At 37.3% G+C, this 17,485-nt stretch carries 17 protein-coding genes; 10 read left to right on the forward strand and 7 right to left on the reverse strand.

Annotated features, from left to right (window positions below; all coding sequences use genetic code 11):
• The first annotated feature begins 1 nt into the window (after nucleotide 1).
• Both mnmH and selD read left to right on the forward strand, forming a co-directional pair.
• Nucleotides 2-1,015 (forward strand): tRNA 2-selenouridine(34) synthase MnmH, encoded by a 1,014-nt coding sequence (gene mnmH / locus IPP64_17320; protein MBL0331122.1) that lies wholly within the window; start codon nucleotides 2-4, stop codon nucleotides 1,013-1,015.
• A gap of 134 nt (nucleotides 1,016-1,149) precedes the next feature.
• On the forward strand, nucleotides 1,150-2,187 hold the full coding sequence (selD, locus tag IPP64_17325) for a selenide, water dikinase SelD (protein MBL0331123.1): 1,038 nt from the start codon (nucleotides 1,150-1,152) through the stop codon (nucleotides 2,185-2,187).
• On the opposite strand, the gene IPP64_17330 is transcribed toward selD, so the two are convergent.
• From IPP64_17330 to IPP64_17350, 5 genes are all read right to left on the reverse strand, one after another.
• On the reverse strand, nucleotides 2,179-3,357 hold the full coding sequence (locus IPP64_17330) for a hypothetical protein (GenBank protein MBL0331124.1): 1,179 nt from the start codon (nucleotides 3,355-3,357) through the stop codon (nucleotides 2,179-2,181). The genes selD and IPP64_17330 overlap by 9 nt on opposite strands.
• 7 nt (nucleotides 3,358-3,364) lie before the next feature.
• Complete coding sequence (locus tag IPP64_17335) at nucleotides 3,365-3,799, reverse strand: hypothetical protein (protein MBL0331125.1); 435 nt, start codon at nucleotides 3,797-3,799, stop codon at nucleotides 3,365-3,367.
• The gene (locus IPP64_17340; GenBank protein ID MBL0331126.1) at nucleotides 3,799-4,581 is read right to left on the reverse strand and encodes a hypothetical protein; all 783 of its coding nucleotides are present in this window, start codon (nucleotides 4,579-4,581) and stop codon (nucleotides 3,799-3,801) included. The genes IPP64_17335 and IPP64_17340 overlap by 1 nt, the downstream gene beginning before the upstream one ends.
• Before the next feature lie 103 nt (nucleotides 4,582-4,684).
• Nucleotides 4,685-5,230 carry an RNA polymerase sigma factor gene (locus IPP64_17345; GenBank protein ID MBL0331127.1) on the reverse strand — a complete coding sequence of 182 codons (546 nt, stop codon included), beginning with the start codon at nucleotides 5,228-5,230 and terminating at the stop codon, nucleotides 4,685-4,687.
• Between the two features lie 95 nt (nucleotides 5,231-5,325).
• On the reverse strand, nucleotides 5,326-6,459 hold the full coding sequence (locus IPP64_17350; GenBank protein MBL0331128.1) for an IscS subfamily cysteine desulfurase: 1,134 nt from the start codon (nucleotides 6,457-6,459) through the stop codon (nucleotides 5,326-5,328).
• Between the two features lie 263 nt (nucleotides 6,460-6,722).
• Here IPP64_17350 and IPP64_17355 point away from each other — a divergent pair, with 263 nt between their 5' ends.
• The 5 genes from IPP64_17355 to IPP64_17375 all read left to right on the forward strand — a co-directional run bounded on the left by IPP64_17355 (nucleotide 6,723) and on the right by IPP64_17375 (nucleotide 9,854).
• Nucleotides 6,723-7,937, forward strand: coding sequence for a cysteine desulfurase (locus IPP64_17355; protein MBL0331129.1), 1,215 nt, complete (start codon nucleotides 6,723-6,725; stop codon nucleotides 7,935-7,937).
• A gap of 88 nt (nucleotides 7,938-8,025) precedes the next feature.
• Nucleotides 8,026-8,415 (forward strand): four helix bundle protein, encoded by a 390-nt coding sequence (locus tag IPP64_17360; GenBank protein ID MBL0331130.1) that lies wholly within the window; start codon nucleotides 8,026-8,028, stop codon nucleotides 8,413-8,415.
• Nucleotides 8,416-8,450: 35 nt separating this feature from the next.
• Nucleotides 8,451-8,873, forward strand: a complete 423-nt coding sequence (locus IPP64_17365; GenBank protein MBL0331131.1) for a SufE family protein — start codon at nucleotides 8,451-8,453, stop codon at nucleotides 8,871-8,873.
• Nucleotides 8,874-8,969: 96 nt separating this feature from the next.
• Nucleotides 8,970-9,299: a DUF59 domain-containing protein gene (locus IPP64_17370; GenBank protein MBL0331132.1), complete on the forward strand. Its 330-nt coding sequence runs from the start codon at nucleotides 8,970-8,972 to the stop codon at nucleotides 9,297-9,299.
• 42 nt (nucleotides 9,300-9,341) lie between these two features.
• The gene (locus IPP64_17375; GenBank protein ID MBL0331133.1) at nucleotides 9,342-9,854 is read left to right on the forward strand and encodes a DUF2480 family protein; all 513 of its coding nucleotides are present in this window, start codon (nucleotides 9,342-9,344) and stop codon (nucleotides 9,852-9,854) included.
• Nucleotides 9,855-9,907: 53 nt separating this feature from the next.
• On the opposite strand, the gene IPP64_17380 is transcribed toward IPP64_17375, so the two are convergent.
• Nucleotides 9,908-10,462, reverse strand: coding sequence for a hypothetical protein (locus IPP64_17380; GenBank protein ID MBL0331134.1), 555 nt, complete (start codon nucleotides 10,460-10,462; stop codon nucleotides 9,908-9,910).
• A gap of 36 nt (nucleotides 10,463-10,498) precedes the next feature.
• Nucleotides 10,499-13,120: a cyanophycin synthetase gene (gene cphA / locus IPP64_17385; protein MBL0331135.1), complete on the reverse strand. Its 2,622-nt coding sequence runs from the start codon at nucleotides 13,118-13,120 to the stop codon at nucleotides 10,499-10,501.
• 262 nt (nucleotides 13,121-13,382) lie between these two features.
• Here cphA and IPP64_17390 point away from each other — a divergent pair, with 262 nt between their 5' ends.
• The 3 genes from IPP64_17390 to IPP64_17400 all read left to right on the forward strand — a co-directional run bounded on the left by IPP64_17390 (nucleotide 13,383) and on the right by IPP64_17400 (nucleotide 17,369).
• Nucleotides 13,383-14,255 carry a cyanophycinase gene (locus tag IPP64_17390; GenBank protein MBL0331136.1) on the forward strand — a complete coding sequence of 291 codons (873 nt, stop codon included), beginning with the start codon at nucleotides 13,383-13,385 and terminating at the stop codon, nucleotides 14,253-14,255.
• Between the two features lie 52 nt (nucleotides 14,256-14,307).
• Nucleotides 14,308-15,150: an isoaspartyl peptidase/L-asparaginase gene (locus IPP64_17395; GenBank protein ID MBL0331137.1), complete on the forward strand. Its 843-nt coding sequence runs from the start codon at nucleotides 14,308-14,310 to the stop codon at nucleotides 15,148-15,150.
• 86 nt (nucleotides 15,151-15,236) lie between these two features.
• On the forward strand, nucleotides 15,237-17,369 hold the full coding sequence (locus IPP64_17400) for a T9SS type A sorting domain-containing protein (protein MBL0331138.1): 2,133 nt from the start codon (nucleotides 15,237-15,239) through the stop codon (nucleotides 17,367-17,369).
• The last annotated feature ends 116 nt before the right edge of the window (nucleotides 17,370-17,485 follow it).

Raw genomic sequence — 17,485 nt, forward strand, 5'->3', positions numbered from 1 at the left:
TTTGCCTACACCAATCCACATAGAAGAATTCACAAAACTTTCGGATACACATCCGATATTGGATGTACGCACGCCTGCCGAATTTGCTCAAGGGCATATTCCGGGAGCCATCAACCTTCCGATCTTCACAAATGAAGAACGGATTGTGATTGGAACATTGTATAAAAAAGAAGGCAAACAACCCGCCATCTTAAAAGGGTTAGAGCTTGTCGGTCCGAAATTACACTCCTTCGTTCAAGAAGCCATTAAGCTCAATAAAAACGGAACATTTCTCGTGCATTGCTGGCGTGGCGGAATGCGCAGCTCCAGCATGGCATGGTTCATAGAAACTTACGGATTTAAATGTTTGACATTAAAAGGTGGATATAAAAACTATCGCAAACAGATACTGGGAAGTTTTAATGAACAAAAAAACATTGTCGTACTCGGTGGAAAAACAGGAAGTGGAAAAACAATGATTCTTCATGCGTTGCAAAAACAAAATGAACAAATTATTGATCTCGAAAAAATTGCTCATCACAAAGGTTCATCATTTGGTTCATTAGGAGAAGAACCACAACCGTCACAAGAACAATTTGAAAATGAACTCGCTTTACATTTTTCAAAAACTGATGCTCAGAAAAAAGTGTGGGTAGAAAATGAAAGCAGAAGAATCGGCACCACCGTTATTCCACTAGGATTTTGGGAACAAATGAAAAATGCATTGGTTGTTTCTATTGACTTGCCCACAGAAGAACGTGTCAACTATCTGGTAAGTGAATACGGAAAGTTTAGTAAGGAAGAACTCATCACAGCAACCACACGTATTGGAAAAAAACTGGGTGGGCAACATGTAAAACGGGCTGTTCAGGCAATTGAAGAGGGTGATTTAAAAACTGCCTTTGAAATTTGTTTGGTGTATTATGATAAAACATATAGTTACGGAGAAGAGAATAGAGAAAAAGAAAAAATGATTCATTGTGAATTTGAGAAAATGGATGTAGAGTCTATCGCTAAAGCGATTATGAACATTTAACCGCAGAGAGCACAGAGGATACGCAGAGAAAAAAGGAGAAATTTATAGATTAAAACACACTATTAAAGTAATATTAACAAATAAAAAAACTCCGCGTGTCTCCCGTTTTCTCAGCGAACTCAGCGGTAAAACATATGGAAGAAATCAAATTAACACAGTATTCTCATGGTGCCGGATGCGGTTGCAAAATTGCACCTCATGTTTTAGAAGAAATTCTTAAATCAAATTTTGTTGCTCCATCCGACAAAAATTTAATTGTTGGAAACAGCTCCAAAGATGATGCAGCAGTGTATGCTATTGGAAACGGACAAGCCATCATCAGCACCACCGATTTTTTTATGCCGATTGTGGATGATGCAAGCGACTTTGGAAAAATTGCTTCTGCCAATGCCATAAGTGATGTATATGCTATGGGCGGCAAACCGCTTTTAGCAATCGCCATTTTAGGTTGGCCCATTAATAAACTATCGCCCGAACTGGCTCAAAAAGTAATTGACGGAGCGAGAATCGTTTGTGCGGAAGCCGGAATTACGCTTGCCGGTGGCCACAGCATTGACAGTCCGGAACCCATTTTCGGATTAGCCGTTACCGGTATCATCGATTTAAAAAATTTAAAGCAAAACAATACGGCTAAAGAAGGGGACTTGATTTACCTCACCAAAAAAATTGGCGTAGGCATTTTAACCACCGCTGAAAAAAAAGGTGTGTTAAAAGAAGAACACAAAGGCGTTGCAGCAAAACAAATGATGCAACTCAATAAACTAGGAGCACAACTGGGACCATTGGATTTTGTAACAGCCATGACGGATGTCACCGGCTTTGGGTTACTTGGCCATTTGATTGAAATGGCTGAGGGCGCAGGATTGAGTGCAGAAATAAATTATGCAGCAGTTCCTTTGATTGAAGACTTAAATTTTTATACCGCTCAAATGTGTGTTCCTGATAATAGTTTTAGAAACTGGAGTGGCTACGACCCGAAGGTTTCAGGCATCACCGGAGATTCGTTGCTGACACTCTGCGACCCACAAACGAACGGAGGTTTGTTAATTACCATCGATCCGAAACACAAAGATGAATTTGAAAAACGATTGGTTGAAGAAGGATTAGCAGCATTTGCACAACCGATTGGCAGGATGAAAGTAAAAGGAGAAAAAGTAATTTCCTTAATATAAATCCTGTGTTTCAATTAAATCCAATATTTCATCCGGATTTATTTTTTTGATTTTTTTAGGTACAGTTGGGATGTCTCCATTTCCTTTGTTTATACCATTATCTCCCGAATCAATTGTATTATTCAGGTCTTTGGCATCATACATCAAGCTATTGTTGTAAGTTGATTTTGTTTTACCAAAACGAAGTACCAAACCGAAATTGACAAAAATGCTTCCTTTAATTCTTTCAGAATAATAGTTTTTATAAGTAGCTGAATTATTTCTAACAAGAGTTGTCGAATAAAACTGAATTTGATTTCTGGTTGTGAAACCACCACTTACATAAAGGTTGAAAAAATTAGAGGGTTGAACATCCAAACGTAATCCTGATAAAAATTCATATCGCCCAAAATACAATTTATCGTTGTCTTCAATGCTGCCGATTTTCAGTGAATCGGTGTTTGCAAATGTATAGAGCCCACCTTGTGGTTTGGTGTATAAACTGGTACGCACATATTTACCAATCGGCACATTGAGTGTCATTCCGCGTGGAAACTGAATACTGAAATTTGTTTTATCCAATCGCCCGACACGGATTCCAACGTAAGGAAGTTGATAACGATTACCCCAAAGGAAGGAGCGTGTATATCCCACTCTAAAACTAAAATATTCGTTTGCAGTAAAATTATAAAGAAGGGTGGATGCCAAGCGGTAGGTTTTGGTGTATGCATATCCTCTGTCGCGCGTAACAAATGGTGATAACTCAACAAAGAAAATACTCTTCTTTCCATTACTGTAAAAACCTCTGCAACCAACTGAAAGCTTATTCAGGTTGTGTTTATCAATCCCTTCGAAATTGAGTTTCAAACTTGTAAAATTTCCTGTAAGCAATAAATTTAAGGTAGAAATTTTCGTACTGTCTTTGTTATAAATATCTCGTGTAACAATCGGGAAATTATACCCGATTGAAAACTGACTCACTTGGTAAGAACCAAGCAATTTGGAAACCTGATTAATGGTATCCAAATCTCTTTTTCCGGTTGAATAATAATCGAGGTAAAATGTTTTGTTGAAGTAATGCTTGGGAGGTTTTACCTTTTTTGTAGAATCGGTAGCAATAAATGCTGAAAGCTTTGTAGCAAAAAGTACAAAGCTTATCAGTAAAATTAGATATCGTTTATTCGGCTTCACAATTCTATCAGTTTTCTTTCACTATTTTGATTAATTCCTTTTTAAAATCTTCTTCTGCTCGTCTTACAGCGGAAACTTTTTTGACCGGTAGAATTTTTTTGAATTTATCGTAATATTCTTTGTAGAGTTCATACTCTTTCTGTTTTACGTTTAATTCAGCCGCCAAATACGCTTCTGCTTCTTTGTCGGTTGCAAAATCGTAATTTGTTTTGGCATTGTATTGCAAGCGGAATGTTTTGCGAACAGCATCCAGCTTATCGTTCATTTCATTGTATAAAGGCCAGAAAGCTTGGGATTCAGCAGCAGTAAAGCTTACCTTTTTAGAAATGAATGCAGCCCTCAATGCATCAATCTTATCCTTCTTATCACCTTGTGCAAAGGCGGTGTTGATGGCAAACACCAACAGGAGCGTAAAAAGGATATGTTTAAAAATCAATTTCATTATTTTTTATTCGAATTAAGAGAATCGTCAGCCGAAACTTCATCGGTAGTTAATTGTTGATCCAATAACGCTTCGTCCACCATTTCATATAAACTTTCATCATCAAAATCCTGAATGTTCTTATCATTTAAGATTTCATTCTTTTCTAAACACGCCAATGTCATGCAATCACCCTTTAAAACGGTAGTATCTTTTTGATTAAAATACCAGATTGCAGAAAGACCGACAATTAGAACCAAACTCGCAGCAATCGCCATTTGAGGTTTGAACAAGACAGAAATCAATTGTCGAACGACACCGGATTGCTGTTTAGTACTATGCATTTTTTCCTTTACATCTTCGGACTTCTCTTCAAAATAAGCAGGAGCCACTTTAAAAACATTTTTCTTTGGAATTGAAGAGAGTACTGAAAATTCTTTTAATTCCGATTCTAATTCCAATTTATCAACAACTTTCTTTTCTAAATTTTGAAAATAATTTTCAGGCAGGGACTTTAGAACTGGCTTTTTAGTAGTTGCCAATTCTGGAAAAGCTGATAGTTCGTATTTATATTCTATAGCATTGGCAAGCGTTTCGAAATAATTTTGCGGCACCGTAAACGTTGATTTTCGATTTTCAGAAAGTGTTTTATAGGCGGCTAATTCTTGTTCGTGTTCAATCTTGTTCATTACACGCGCAGAAAAAGAATCAAAATAACCTTTCGGAAGAGCAAACGAATTTTTCTTCTCCCATTGGGATAAGAAATTTTCTTCGTTTAGGTTATTGTAATTATTTTTACTCATCTTAAATTCTATTTATTAAGCAACACTTCTTCTATCTTCTTTGCCCCATAGGGACAAAGTATTCTATTTTATTTAGTCATCTGAATTCTTTCAACTTCACGTCCTAACGATTAAGCAACACTTCTTCAATCTTCTTTGCCGCAATGTGATACGATGATTTTAATGCTCCAACAGATGTTTCCAGAATTTCCGACATTTCCTCGTATGGTGTTTCATCGTAGTAACGCATATTAAAAACGATGCGTTGCTTTTCTGGTAATGTCAAAATTGCTTTTTGTAATTTCAACTGTATCTCATCTCCCTCAAAATACGTATCCGATGAAAGCGAATTACTTAAATGATACTCAATCGGATGAATGGACGTTACATTGCTGCGCTTTTGTCTTAAAAAAGAAATCGATTCGTTGGTTCCTATTCTAAATAACCAGGTATAAATTTTCGAATCGCCTTTAAATGTTTCCATTCCCTTCCATGCTTTTATAAATGTGTTTTGTAAAACATCATCTGCATCATCATGATCAATTACAATTTTTCGAATGTGCCAGTATAATCGTTCTTGATATTGTTTCATCATGAAATGAATGGACATATTTCGCGATTGCTCGTTCTGAAACATGGCTATTATTTCCTGATCTGTATACTGCTGCATCACCTGTATTTGTGGTTAGACGTAGTGAAAATGGTAAAGTTTAATCGGATTTGAATTTACTTCAAATAACTTGCAAAACACTGATAGACAAGACATTAAAAACAAACGGATTTAAATGTTTCGATTACTTCTTTGATTTCTGCCTCTGTGGTGTATTTCCCTAAACTAAAGCGAATAGAGGAATAGGAATCTTCATCACTCAAGCCCATCGCTTTTAAAACATGAGATGGTTCAGCAACTGCAGAATTACAGGCTGAGCCCATCGCAACCGCAATGGATGGAATTTGCTTTAGGATGGTTTCGGAGCGGATGCCACCAAAACAAATATTCGTAGTCGTGTACAACCGATTTTTTGTACTCCCATTGATAAAGGTATTCGGTCGTTCACATAACAATTGCTCCAGGCGTGTGCGCAATTTGGAGATCCGCACAGCATCATCCCACATTTCTTGTGCAGCAAGTTCGCAAGCTTTTCCTAAGCCAACAATTCCAGGTACATTTAATGTCCCTGAACGCAATCCACGTTCATGTCCTCCTCCATCAATTTGTGGAAACAAAGTAACTCGCGGATCCTTTCTACGAACATACAAGGCTCCAACACCTTTCGGTCCGTAAAATTTATGTGCACTCACACACATTATATCTACATGCTCTTCCTGCACATCAATTGTAATTTTACCAACTGCTTGTGTGGCGTCACAAAATAAGAAACTTTGATTAGCATGCACGAGATCTGCAATTTCTTTGATTGGCTGAATCACTCCTGTTTCGTTATTTGCATACATAACAGCAACAAGAATGGTTTCCGGAGTTAAGGCCTCTTTTAATTCTTGCAAATCAATCATTCCCTCTCTGTCCACATTCAAATAGGTAACTAATGCTCCCCTTTTTTCAAGCGCTTTGCAGGTATCCAACACCGCTTTGTGTTCTGTTTTTACGGTAATGATGTGTTTGCCCTTCGATTGATAATTTTCCCAAACACCTTTAATGGCCAAATTAATTCCTTCGGTTGAACCGGATGTAAAAACAATTTCCTGATCCAAACAATTTAGGAGATTGGCCACCTGCTGACGAGCAACTTTAACAGCTTCCTCCGCAATCCAACCAAACGCATGGGTGCGACTGGCTGCATTGCCGAAATTTTGGTTAAAATAGGGCAACATCACATCCAACACCCGTTGGTCGACAGGTGTTGTGGCATTGTAATCTAAATAAATGGGGGTTTTCACATGACAAAAATACACAATTGAACAACCTCATCCTAAATCCTTCTCCTTGAAAAAGGAGAAGGACTTTAACCGCTGCTAAAAAGGGACTTAGGTTTAATTTTAAAGGCAACTCACCTCAAAAAAGATTCCCATTCTAACTAGAATCACACGATAATAACTCCTTTAAAATACATTATTTTAGGGCAAAAGGCTCGCTATTTAGAATTATTCTTAACTTTGCAATCGTAAAAATGACTGTGCTAAAAGTCCAATCCAAATTGAATATTGACATCCATAAAATACGGGCAGATTTTCCGATACTTTCTCGCAAAGTAAATGGAAAACCGCTTATTTATTTCGACAATGGCGCTACGGCTCAAAAACCAAAATCGGTGATTGATGCAATTGATACGTATTATAAAAATCAAAATGCAAATATTCACCGTGGTGTTCATACGTTAAGTCAGGAAATTACTGTTGCTTATGAAAATGCTCGTTCTACCGTTCAAAAACATTTGAATGCAAAACATGCACATGAAATCATTTTCACCAGAGGCACAACCGATTCTATCAATTTAGTAGCAAGCTCATTCGGAAAAAAATTCATTTCCAAAGGAGATGAAATTTTAATATCTGCAATGGAGCATCACTCCAACATCCTTCCATGGCAGCAAGTATGCGAAGAAAAAGGTGCCATCCTTAAAGTGATTCCGATTAATGAAAATGGAGAATTAATCATTTCCGAATACAAGCGTTTATTAACAGACAAAACAAAGATTGTTGCTGTAACACATATCTCCAATACACTTGGAACCATTAATCCAATTGAAGAAATCATTGCATTGGCACATGTAAAAAACATTCCCGTATTGGTGGATGGTGCGCAAGCGGTTCCGCATACGGGTGTAGATGTTCAATTGTTGAGTGCAGATTTTTATGTGTTTAGCGGACATAAACTTTTCGGTCCGACCGGAGTTGGAATTCTTTACGGAAAAGAAAAATGGTTAAATGAATTACCACCATATCAAGTTGGAGGTGGCACCATTAAAACCGTTACGTTTGAAAAAACAGAGTATGCCGGTTTGCCTTTAAAGTTTGAAGCAGGAACGCCTCATATCGAAGGTGGAATTGGACTTGCTGCGGCAATTGATTATGTAAATGAAATTGGATTAGAAAATATTGCTGCTTACGAGCACGAATTATTAGTGTACGCCACCGAAGCACTTTTAAAAATTGAAGGCGTAAAAATTATTGGTACAGCAAAAGAAAAAGCAAGTGTGATTTCATTTGTTGTGGATGGTTTGCATCCATTTGATGTGGGAACCATTCTGGATCAATTAGGCATTGCTGTTCGCACCGGACATCATTGTACACAACCGTTAATGCAATTTTACAAGGTACCCGGAACATTAAGAGCATCGTTTGCTTTCTATAATACCAAAGAAGAGATTGATGTGTTTATTGAAGGATTAAAGAAAGCGATTAATATGCTGAAGTAATGGGAAAGTCCAACGTTTAAATGTCCAAAGTTGGAATGTTATAAACGAAAGAAGAATAGTAAAAGAAGTTGAACAGTTAAAAAGTATTATGGCAAAAATCAATAGCTTCGAAGATATTCAAGCTTGGCAAAAAGCACGTGAATTAAATAAGGAGATATACAAAGTTTCAAATGGTGGAGCATTTAGTAAAGATTATGGATTGAGAGACCAAATCAGAAGAGCTAGTGTTTCTATTGTTTCTAATATTGCAGAAGGGTTTGAAAGAAATGGCAGTAAAGAATTTAGACAGTTTTTATCAATTTCAAAAGGTTCGGCTGGAGAGGTAAGAGCACAATTGTATGTTGCTTATGATTTAGATTATATCACTAAAGAAGAATTTGAAAAATTAAATTCACTCGTGTTTGATACTAGTAGAATGATTAGTGGGTTTATAAATTATTTAAGAGACTCAGAATTAAAAGGTGCTAAGTTTAACTAAACTTTGGACATTTTAACTTTTAACTTTGGACTGTTATGACGATAGAAGAAATAGAAAACGAAATTATTGAAGAGTTTGAGATGTTCGAAGATTGGATGCAACGTTACGAGCATTTAATTGACTTAGGAAAATCGATGCCGATGATTGAGGAGAAGTATAAAACGGAGGACAAGCTCATCAAAGGTTGTCAAAGTCAAGTGTGGATGCATTCTGAACTAAAAGACGGCAAAGTTGTTTATACTGCAGACAGCGATGCGATCATCACCAAAGGAATGGTTGCTTTGATGATACGGGTGTTATCCAATCATACACCTCAAGAAATTATCGATGCCAAATTGGATTTTATAGAAAAAATAGGATTAACAAAACATCTTTCGCCCACCAGAAGCAATGGTTTGTTAAGCATGATTAAACAAATGAAGCTGGATGCTTTGGCTTATAAGAATAAGCTAGTTTAAAGTTAGAACGTTCAAAGTTCAAAGTTTGCTAATCGCAGAAAATGAATTTTGATCCTACAACTTTGGACTTTTAAACTTTAAACCTTGAACTGAAAAATGCCTGCAATTATAAATACATACAACACCGAACTAACGCAACGCGTAATCGACACGATTAAAACGTGCTACGATCCGGAAATCCCTGTTGATGTTTGGGAACTAGGTTTGATTTATGAAATCAACATCGATCAGGAAAATAATTTAGTTGTGAAAATGACATTGACCTCACCGAGTTGTCCGGTTGCTGAAACCTTACCTCCTGAAATAGAAGATAAACTAAGAGATGTAGAAGGAATCCGTTCTGCTAAAATTGAATTAACATTTGAACCGCCCTGGGAAAAAGAAATGATGAGTGAAGTTGCACAATTGGAGTTGGGTTTTATGTAATATACTTTGACTTAGGGAAAGTCGACTACTTGAAAAGAAATAATGAGTGAAGAAATTATAAATAAAGTTTCGCAAAGCGAACTCGTAACCATCGACCTGGAGGCGTTTTATCCTGAGGGCGAGCGGGTTTTGTTTGACATCAAAGATCATTTGTTTCAAGGATTGATTTTGCGTGAAAAAGACTTTCGGGAATTTATTAAAAACGAAGACTGGACTAAATACAAAGACAAATATGTTGCATTGATTTGTTCGGCAGATGCAATTGTTCCTACCTGGGCATATATGTTGTTGGCAACACAATTAGAACCGGTTGCGAAAAAAGTTGTCTTTGGTGATTTAGAAACCTTGGAAACAATTCTATACTCTGAAATTTTAAGCCAATTAAACATTGATCAATACAAAGATGCGCGTATTGTTATAAAAGGCTGTGGAGATTTACCTGTCCCGAAAGCAGCTTATGTTCAAATCACCAGCATGCTTCGTCCCGTTGCAAAAAGTATTATGTATGGCGAACCTTGCTCTACGGTGCCGTTGTATAAGAAAGCGAAGGAGTAAGCCACAGATTCACTGATTAAATTTTAAAAATAAAATTATCTCAGATTTTAATATTACTTAAGGTCTAAATTAAAGTCATTCCGTGAGGGAATTTCATCCAACACTTTCTGTAGTGTTTCTCTTGATGTCAAAAGAATTATTGCTGTTTCGATTGCAATAAGAGTTTTGTTATATTCTTCCATTCCACTCTTCGTGTCGAGATGCTCTTTATAGTCTGGATCCAAATGAGCATAAAACTTGTCTCGCACAGTTGTCATTTTTTTTATTTCAGCAGAGAGGTCTTCAAACATTTTTAAGCACTCTTGAATTTCTTTTTGTAAATCTGGTCTTTGGATTTTTAAAAGATTCAACAGAATGAAAATATTATCTTTATTATTGGTGGTGTTCTTTACTATTTTATATAATTCGATATGACAATCCTTAAAAGCAAGATATCGCAAATGGTAAAGCAGTTTATTGTTGTCTGCTATCTTTCTAACAGAAGTTTCGTAATCAAATCTGCCAGTATAAAAGTCGAAATCACCAGATGAAACCAAATAACACCAAGACTCCCAACTTCTTCTTGTATTTGAATAGTTTTTTAAAAGTCGCTCAATCTTTTCTTTCATTAACTAACCAAAATAAAAATCTGTGAATCTGTGGCATTACGCCTCCTCCTCTACTTCTTTATCCAAATGTTGTTGCACCACTTCAATCGCATTGGTAATTACATCACTTAAAGCAGTAATGAATGTTCCTTCTTTTGCAATGTTAATAGCGTGTTTGATGGCATCGGTTTCTTTCGGAATAATTTCGTAAGTCACCGCTTTATCAACCGATTTGATTCCATCAATAATTAAATTAATGATTTCCTCTTCTGTTCTTCCACGCAAATGTTTTTCTTGTCGGATGATGATGTGATCAAACATTCGTGCAGCAATTATTGCGCAATCCTTAATATCGGCATCTCTTCTATCGCCCACTCCTGCTATAATTCCAACTTTATGTGCCGATTTGATACTTTGTAAAAAATCTTCCACCCCTAAATATCCGGATGGATTGTGCGCAAAATCAATCATCACTTTAAATTTCTTAAAGTCGAAGATGTTCATTCGTCCCGGAGTTTGTGCGGCACTCGGAATAAATGTCGCCAACGATGTTTTAATGTCTTCCGTTTTGAATCCCCACAAATAATTCGCTAAAGTAGCAGCAAGCACATTCGCTATCATGAATTTTGCTTTTCCGTTTAAGGTCAATGGAACATGTGTTGCTTTTTCCACACGCATTTTCCAATCGCCTTTCTTGATGGTGATGTATCCGTTTTCGTAGATGGCTGCAATACCGCCTGTGCGACAATGATTCACAATCACATCGCAATGTTCGTTCATACTGAAGTACGCCACTTTGCAATCTAAATTTTTTGCAATCTCTACACAATTTACGTCTTCCGCATTTAACACCGCCCAACCATCTTTCTTCACACTGTTAACAACAACCGCTTTCACACGCGATAAATCTTTCAAATCGTGAATATCACTTATTCCTAAATGATCTTCTTGAATGTTCGTAATGATTCCAATGTCGCATCTGCTAAAGCCCAAACCGGAGCGGAGAATTCCACCACGTGCTGTTTCCAGAACTGCAAATTCAACGGTGGGATCTTTCAAGATAAATTCGGTACTCAACGGACCAGTGGTATCTCCTTTTTCCAACATGTGATTTTGCACATAAATTCCATCGGAAGTGGTGAAGCCTACCTTGTAGCCATTATTTTTTACGATGTGTGCGATCAAACGAGTAGTCGTTGTTTTTCCATTGGTACCAGTCACTGCAATAATTGGAATGCGTGAAGGTTTTCCTAACGGATACAACATATCGATTACCGGAGCAGCTACATTACGTGGCAATCCTTCGGATGGTGCCAAGTGCATTCTAAATCCAGGAGCAGCATTCACTTCTAAAATAACACCACCATTTTCTTTGAGTGATTGTGTTAGATTTTTTGCCATGATATCAATTCCGCAAACATCTAATCCGATGACACGTGAAATACGTTCTGCTAAAAATATATTCTCAGGATGCACCATGTCGGTTACATCAATGGATGTTCCACCCGTACTTAAATTCGCGGTTGATTTTAAATACACCACTTCTTTTGCAGGAGGAATACTTTCTAGTGTATAATTTTTCTTTTCCAACAAATCCATGGTATCTCTGTCGACTGCAATCTCCGTCAACACATTTTCATGTCCATATCCTCTGCGCGGATCTTTGTTTGTTTCATCAATCAACTGCTGAATGGTTTGTTTTCCATCACCAATCACATTGGCCGGAACGCGTTGCGCGGCAGCCACCAATTTATTGTCGATGACCAACATTCGAAAATCGAAGCCGGTTACAAAGCGTTCAACAATTACTTTTCTGGAATATTTTTGTGCGAACAACATTCCGGCAACAGCGTCTTCCCATTTATTTACATTGATAGAAACCCCTTTACCATGATTACCATCCAACGGTTTTAATACAATCGGATAACCGATGCGCTTGATAGTTGCTTCCAAATCTTCCTCATCCACACAAATATCTCCTTTGGCAACCGGAATGGAAGCCGCATCCAACATTTGTTTGGTTTGCTCTTTATTACAAGCAATGTCAACAGCAATGCTGCTGGTTTTACAGGTGATTGTTGCTTGAAAACGCATTTGGTTAACGCCATATCCCAGCTGAACAAGAGAATTTGTTCCCAAGCGAATCCAAGGAATATCGCGTGCAACAGCCTCATCCACAATACTTCCGGTGCTTGGCCCAAGACGAACATCTTCACGGATTTCACGCATCTTTTTTAAGTCGGCTTGTAAATCGTAAGGTTTATTATCTACCAAAGCCTGGGCGATGTTTACTGCAGATTCAGCAGCAAAAATTCCTACTTTTTCTTCAACATAACTAAAAACAACATTGTAAACTCCGGGAGTTTTGGTCTCGCGCGTTCTTCCATAACCTGTTTCCATTCCAGCCAACGATTGAGTCTCCAATGCAATGTGTTCAATTACATGTCCCATCCAAGTTCCACGTTCGATGCGTTGAAAGAATCCTCCTCTAACTTCTTCGGAACAGCGGTGTTCGATCATCGTTGGAAACATGGCTTCTAATCGTTCACGAAATCCAGGAATTTTGTTTGTTGGAAGCTGTTCTAAATCTTCCAAATCCAATCGCATTTGTATCAATTTCTTTCTGCTGACACTCCAAATATTCGGTCCGCGCAATGCTTGTACATTAAGTATTTTCATAAGTAACTATTTGTTTTTCTGTTTTGAGTAGCTTGAATGGCCTTATAGGGCACAAATCGATGTAAGATAAAAGGAAATTTTATGAAATCAAAGAAAATTCGTTTTTTAACCTCACCCCAACCCTCTTCTTGTTCAAGCAGAGGGGGTCAACAGAATAATACACAATAACCTTTTAATAACTAAAGGAATATTTCGAAAAATATATTGGTTTTAAAGTTATTTTTATACTGATAAAATAAGCATGTAATTTAAAAACAGATCGATGAATCCTAAAGGCAAACTAATCGTAATTGGGGGGGCTGTAGACAAAGGAAGTTTTACAGAAAAGAATTTCGACAAACAAGTTGAAAAAAATCTGAATTTTTTCGAAACCGGTATTTTAAAGCGTTTGCTTGTTGAATCCAGATTAAAAGAAAATTCTCAAATTGAGATCATTACAACGGCATCAAAAATTCCAAAAGAAGTTGGTCCGGAATACGCAAAAGCACTAGAATATTTAGGTGCAAAAAATGTAAATGTGCTGCACATTGAAACCCGCGATGAAGCGTTAAAAGAGGAGAACGCGAGTAGAATAGAAAAAGCAGATGTTGTTTTGTTTACCGGTGGTGATCAATTACGCTTAACGTCTATTTTAGGTGGAACGCCCATTCATGATTTGATTTTACATAAATATGTTAACGAAGATTTTATTTATGCAGGCACCTCCGCTGGCGCTGCTGCCGCTTCAAACAGCATGATTTATCAAGGCTCGAGCAGTGAAGCATTGTTAAAAGGTGAAGTAAAAATTACAAGCGGATTGGGATTAATTGATCATGTAATTATTGATACACACTTTGTACATAGAGGCAGAATCGGTCGTTTGTTTCAAGCTGTAGTTGGGAATCCACGTACCTTGGGAATTGGATTAGGTGAAGATACCGGACTATTAATTACAAATGGACATTCGTTAGAAGCCATTGGCTCCGGACTAATTATCCTGGTAGATGGACGTCATATTAAAGATACCAATCTGACACAAGTAGAAATGGGAACCCCAATTTCTATCAAGAATATGGTGGTACATGTAATGAGTAAATACGATCATTACGATTTGGCAAAACATGAAATGACGATACATATTGGGCAACACGCTTAAGGCACGTCCAAAGTTTAAAGTTTGAACGTTTAAAGTTGTAAAAGATAAAACAATGAAATTAATTATACACGGAGGATTTTTTAGTGAATCATCGCAAAGTTTAGAAACAAAAACTGCGAAACAAAATGCACTGAAACGTGTATTGACGAATTCGTATGACTATTTAAAAAAACATACCGCTCTTGAAACCATTGTTTATGCAGTAGAGCAATTAGAAGATGATGAATTGTTCAATGCCGGCATTGGCTCACAGATTCAGAGTGACGGAAAAATCCGCATGAGTGCATCCATGATGGATGGAAAAAGTGCAAAGTTCAGTGGTGTGATTAATATCGAAAATGTAAAAAACCCGATTCGTGTTGCTGAAAAATTATTCGGAACCGTTGATCGAGTTTTAGGAGGAGAAGGCGCAACAAATTTTGCCCGCTCCAATAAATTTGATTTTTTTAATCCTGAAATTCCACAACGCAGAAAAGAATACGAAGCGAAAGCCGGAATTAAATCGATGGGAACAGTGGGTTGTGTGGCATTAGATGCAAATGGAAACATTGCAGCTGCAACCTCTACCGGAGGAAAAGGATTTGAAGTTCCGGGACGAATTTCGGACTCAGCAACCACCGCAGGGAATTATGCAAATGAATTTTGTGGTGTGAGTTGCACCGGAATTGGAGAAGATATTGTAAGTGCATCGGTTGCAACAAAAATTGTTACACGTGTGAGTGATGGCTTTACAATTGAAAAAGCATTTGAAAAAACCTTTGCTGAATTAAAAGTATACGATGGGTTTGCCGGAGCGATTGCAATTGACAACAAAGGAACGATCTACCACTTAGATTCACATCCCAGTATGGTTTACGGTAGCTTTGACGGAAAAACGATGGACGTATTTCACTAAAAATCAAAGCATTAAACCGGACTTTTAGTGTTTTTTCAATATTTGTATTACCTTCGCAAAAAATTTAATCTGTAAAATCATTAAACATGAAAAAAATTACTCTGTCTTTTTTATGTGTTGTTGTTTTATTAATAAGCAACAACTCCATAAAAGCGCAAGCGCCAACACCTCCTCGTTTAATTTATGGTTCAAGCCCTTTTCAGGATTCTCTTTGGGGAATTGATTCCACTTTTTGGAATGTGGTTTTCAGAAACGGTCCATCCTTATCCGGATTTACGATTACTGGAATGAATGGTTTGGCATTTGACCCTACGACTTATGAAACCTACATCATCATGAAGGTTTCTGGAGTTAGTGGACGTGTTTTAGGAAAAATAGATCTAACAACGGGTGTTTGCACACAAGTAGGAAATTTAGGAGATAACTTTTCTTCCATCATCTTTGATAAGTTTGGTCAACTTTATGGTGCTACAGGTAATGGCGCAACCGTTCCCGAAACACTTTATAAAATTGACAAAACCACAGGCACGATAACGCTGATGTATGCCATGGGTAACGGTGCTGATGGAGAGGTTTTATGTTATAACCGTGCTGATGATTTTATTTATCACTGGTCAGGAAACAGTACAATGGTAATGGAGAAAATGGCAAGAACAGATGTCGCTTACACTCCTATTAACATTCCTGTTACAGGAACTACCGGAGGAGAAACTTTTGGTGCTATGTATTTAAATCCAAATTATTTCCTCATCTCCACTATCGCAAGCAGCTTTAATAGAGTGAACACCACAGGAACTTATGGTGGAACATTTGCCTCATTGCCTGATGATTTAAGAGGAACGATTATGCCTCCACAATTTACAACTACCACTACTACTTTTTGCGAAGGCACAACATTTTATGCAGATGCTGGAAGTTTACAATTATTTGATAGCGTAATTTATCACTGGGGCGATGGAACAAGCAACGCAGTTGGTGTTACAAATAGTGGATTAGATGGTGCTTCACATAATTATGCCGCAGGAACTTACACCTTAAATATTTTATTAGACAATGGAGTTGTTCGTGATACAATTAAATCTTATTCTATAACAGTAAACCCTAGTCCTGTTGTAACATTGTCTGGAACAACTTCTATTTGTTCCGGAGTTGCCAATACGCTTACTACCTCAGGAACAGGAACACTACAATGGTATCTGAATGGGGCAATATTGCCGGGAGAAACCACAAACACCTATACAACAAATATTGCCGGGGTATATAACCTTGTTGAAACAAATACTTTTGGCTGTGCCGATTCTGCAACAGTTGGATTAACATTAATCAACTTTACAAATCCAGTTGTAACTGCAAATGTAACAGCCGATACGATCTGTACAGGAGATACGATTACACTAAATGGTGGTGGTGCATTAACGTATGTTTGGAATAATTCAGCATTAGATAATGTTAGTTTTGCTTTAACGAGTTCTACCTTTTATACTGTTGTTGGAACGGATGTAAATGGTTGTATCAACTCCGATTCTATTTTAGTTACTGTAAACCCTTTGCCTACTGTTAGTATCTTGGGTACAACATCCATCTGCCTTGGAACCAGCACCACACTTTCCGGGAATGGTGCGAGTACATACATATGGACAGGTGGGCCTGCTACTGTTGGGTATACCGTTTCTCCAACAACTACTTCAACGTATACGGTAACTGGAACAGATGTAAATGGATGTGTAAATTCTTCTACTGCAACAGTTACCGTTAACACCGTTGACATTACGACAAGTACTGCCGGTGTTACAATTACTGCGAATGCAACAGCTTCATCTTACTTGTGGATTAACTGCCCTTCCGGAACTTCTACCGGAATAACTACACAAAGTTTCACACCAACTGCTAACGGTAGTTATGCTGTAGTAGTAACTACCGGCTCGTGTTCCGACACCTCCGCTTGCGTTGCAATCACAACTATTGGAATAAATGAATACAGTCTGTTTGATGCAATCCAAGTATACCCAAATCCAAATAATGGCAGCTTTTTCATTCAATCTTCCATTGAGGGTACTTATACAATTGTAAATGAATTAGGACAAATTTTGAAAACCGTTGTATTGAATTCAGACAACAACTATTCAATGAATATTAATGACTTAGCACCCGGAGTTTACATCGTTACGGGCATTAACAACAACTCTGTTGTTAACAAACGTGTGATTGTAACGAACTAAGGTCTATAAAATAAGCTCAAAAGAAAAGGGAATCATTACGATTCCCTTTTTTTATGGAAAGAACTCAAAAACAGAGAAAAAAAGATTGTAACACTGTCAATTAAGCCATAAAAATT

Source organism: Bacteroidota bacterium (assembly GCA_016722565.1).
In the GTDB taxonomy this organism is placed as follows: Bacteria; Bacteroidota; Bacteroidia; order 2-12-FULL-35-15; family 2-12-FULL-35-15; genus 2-12-FULL-35-15.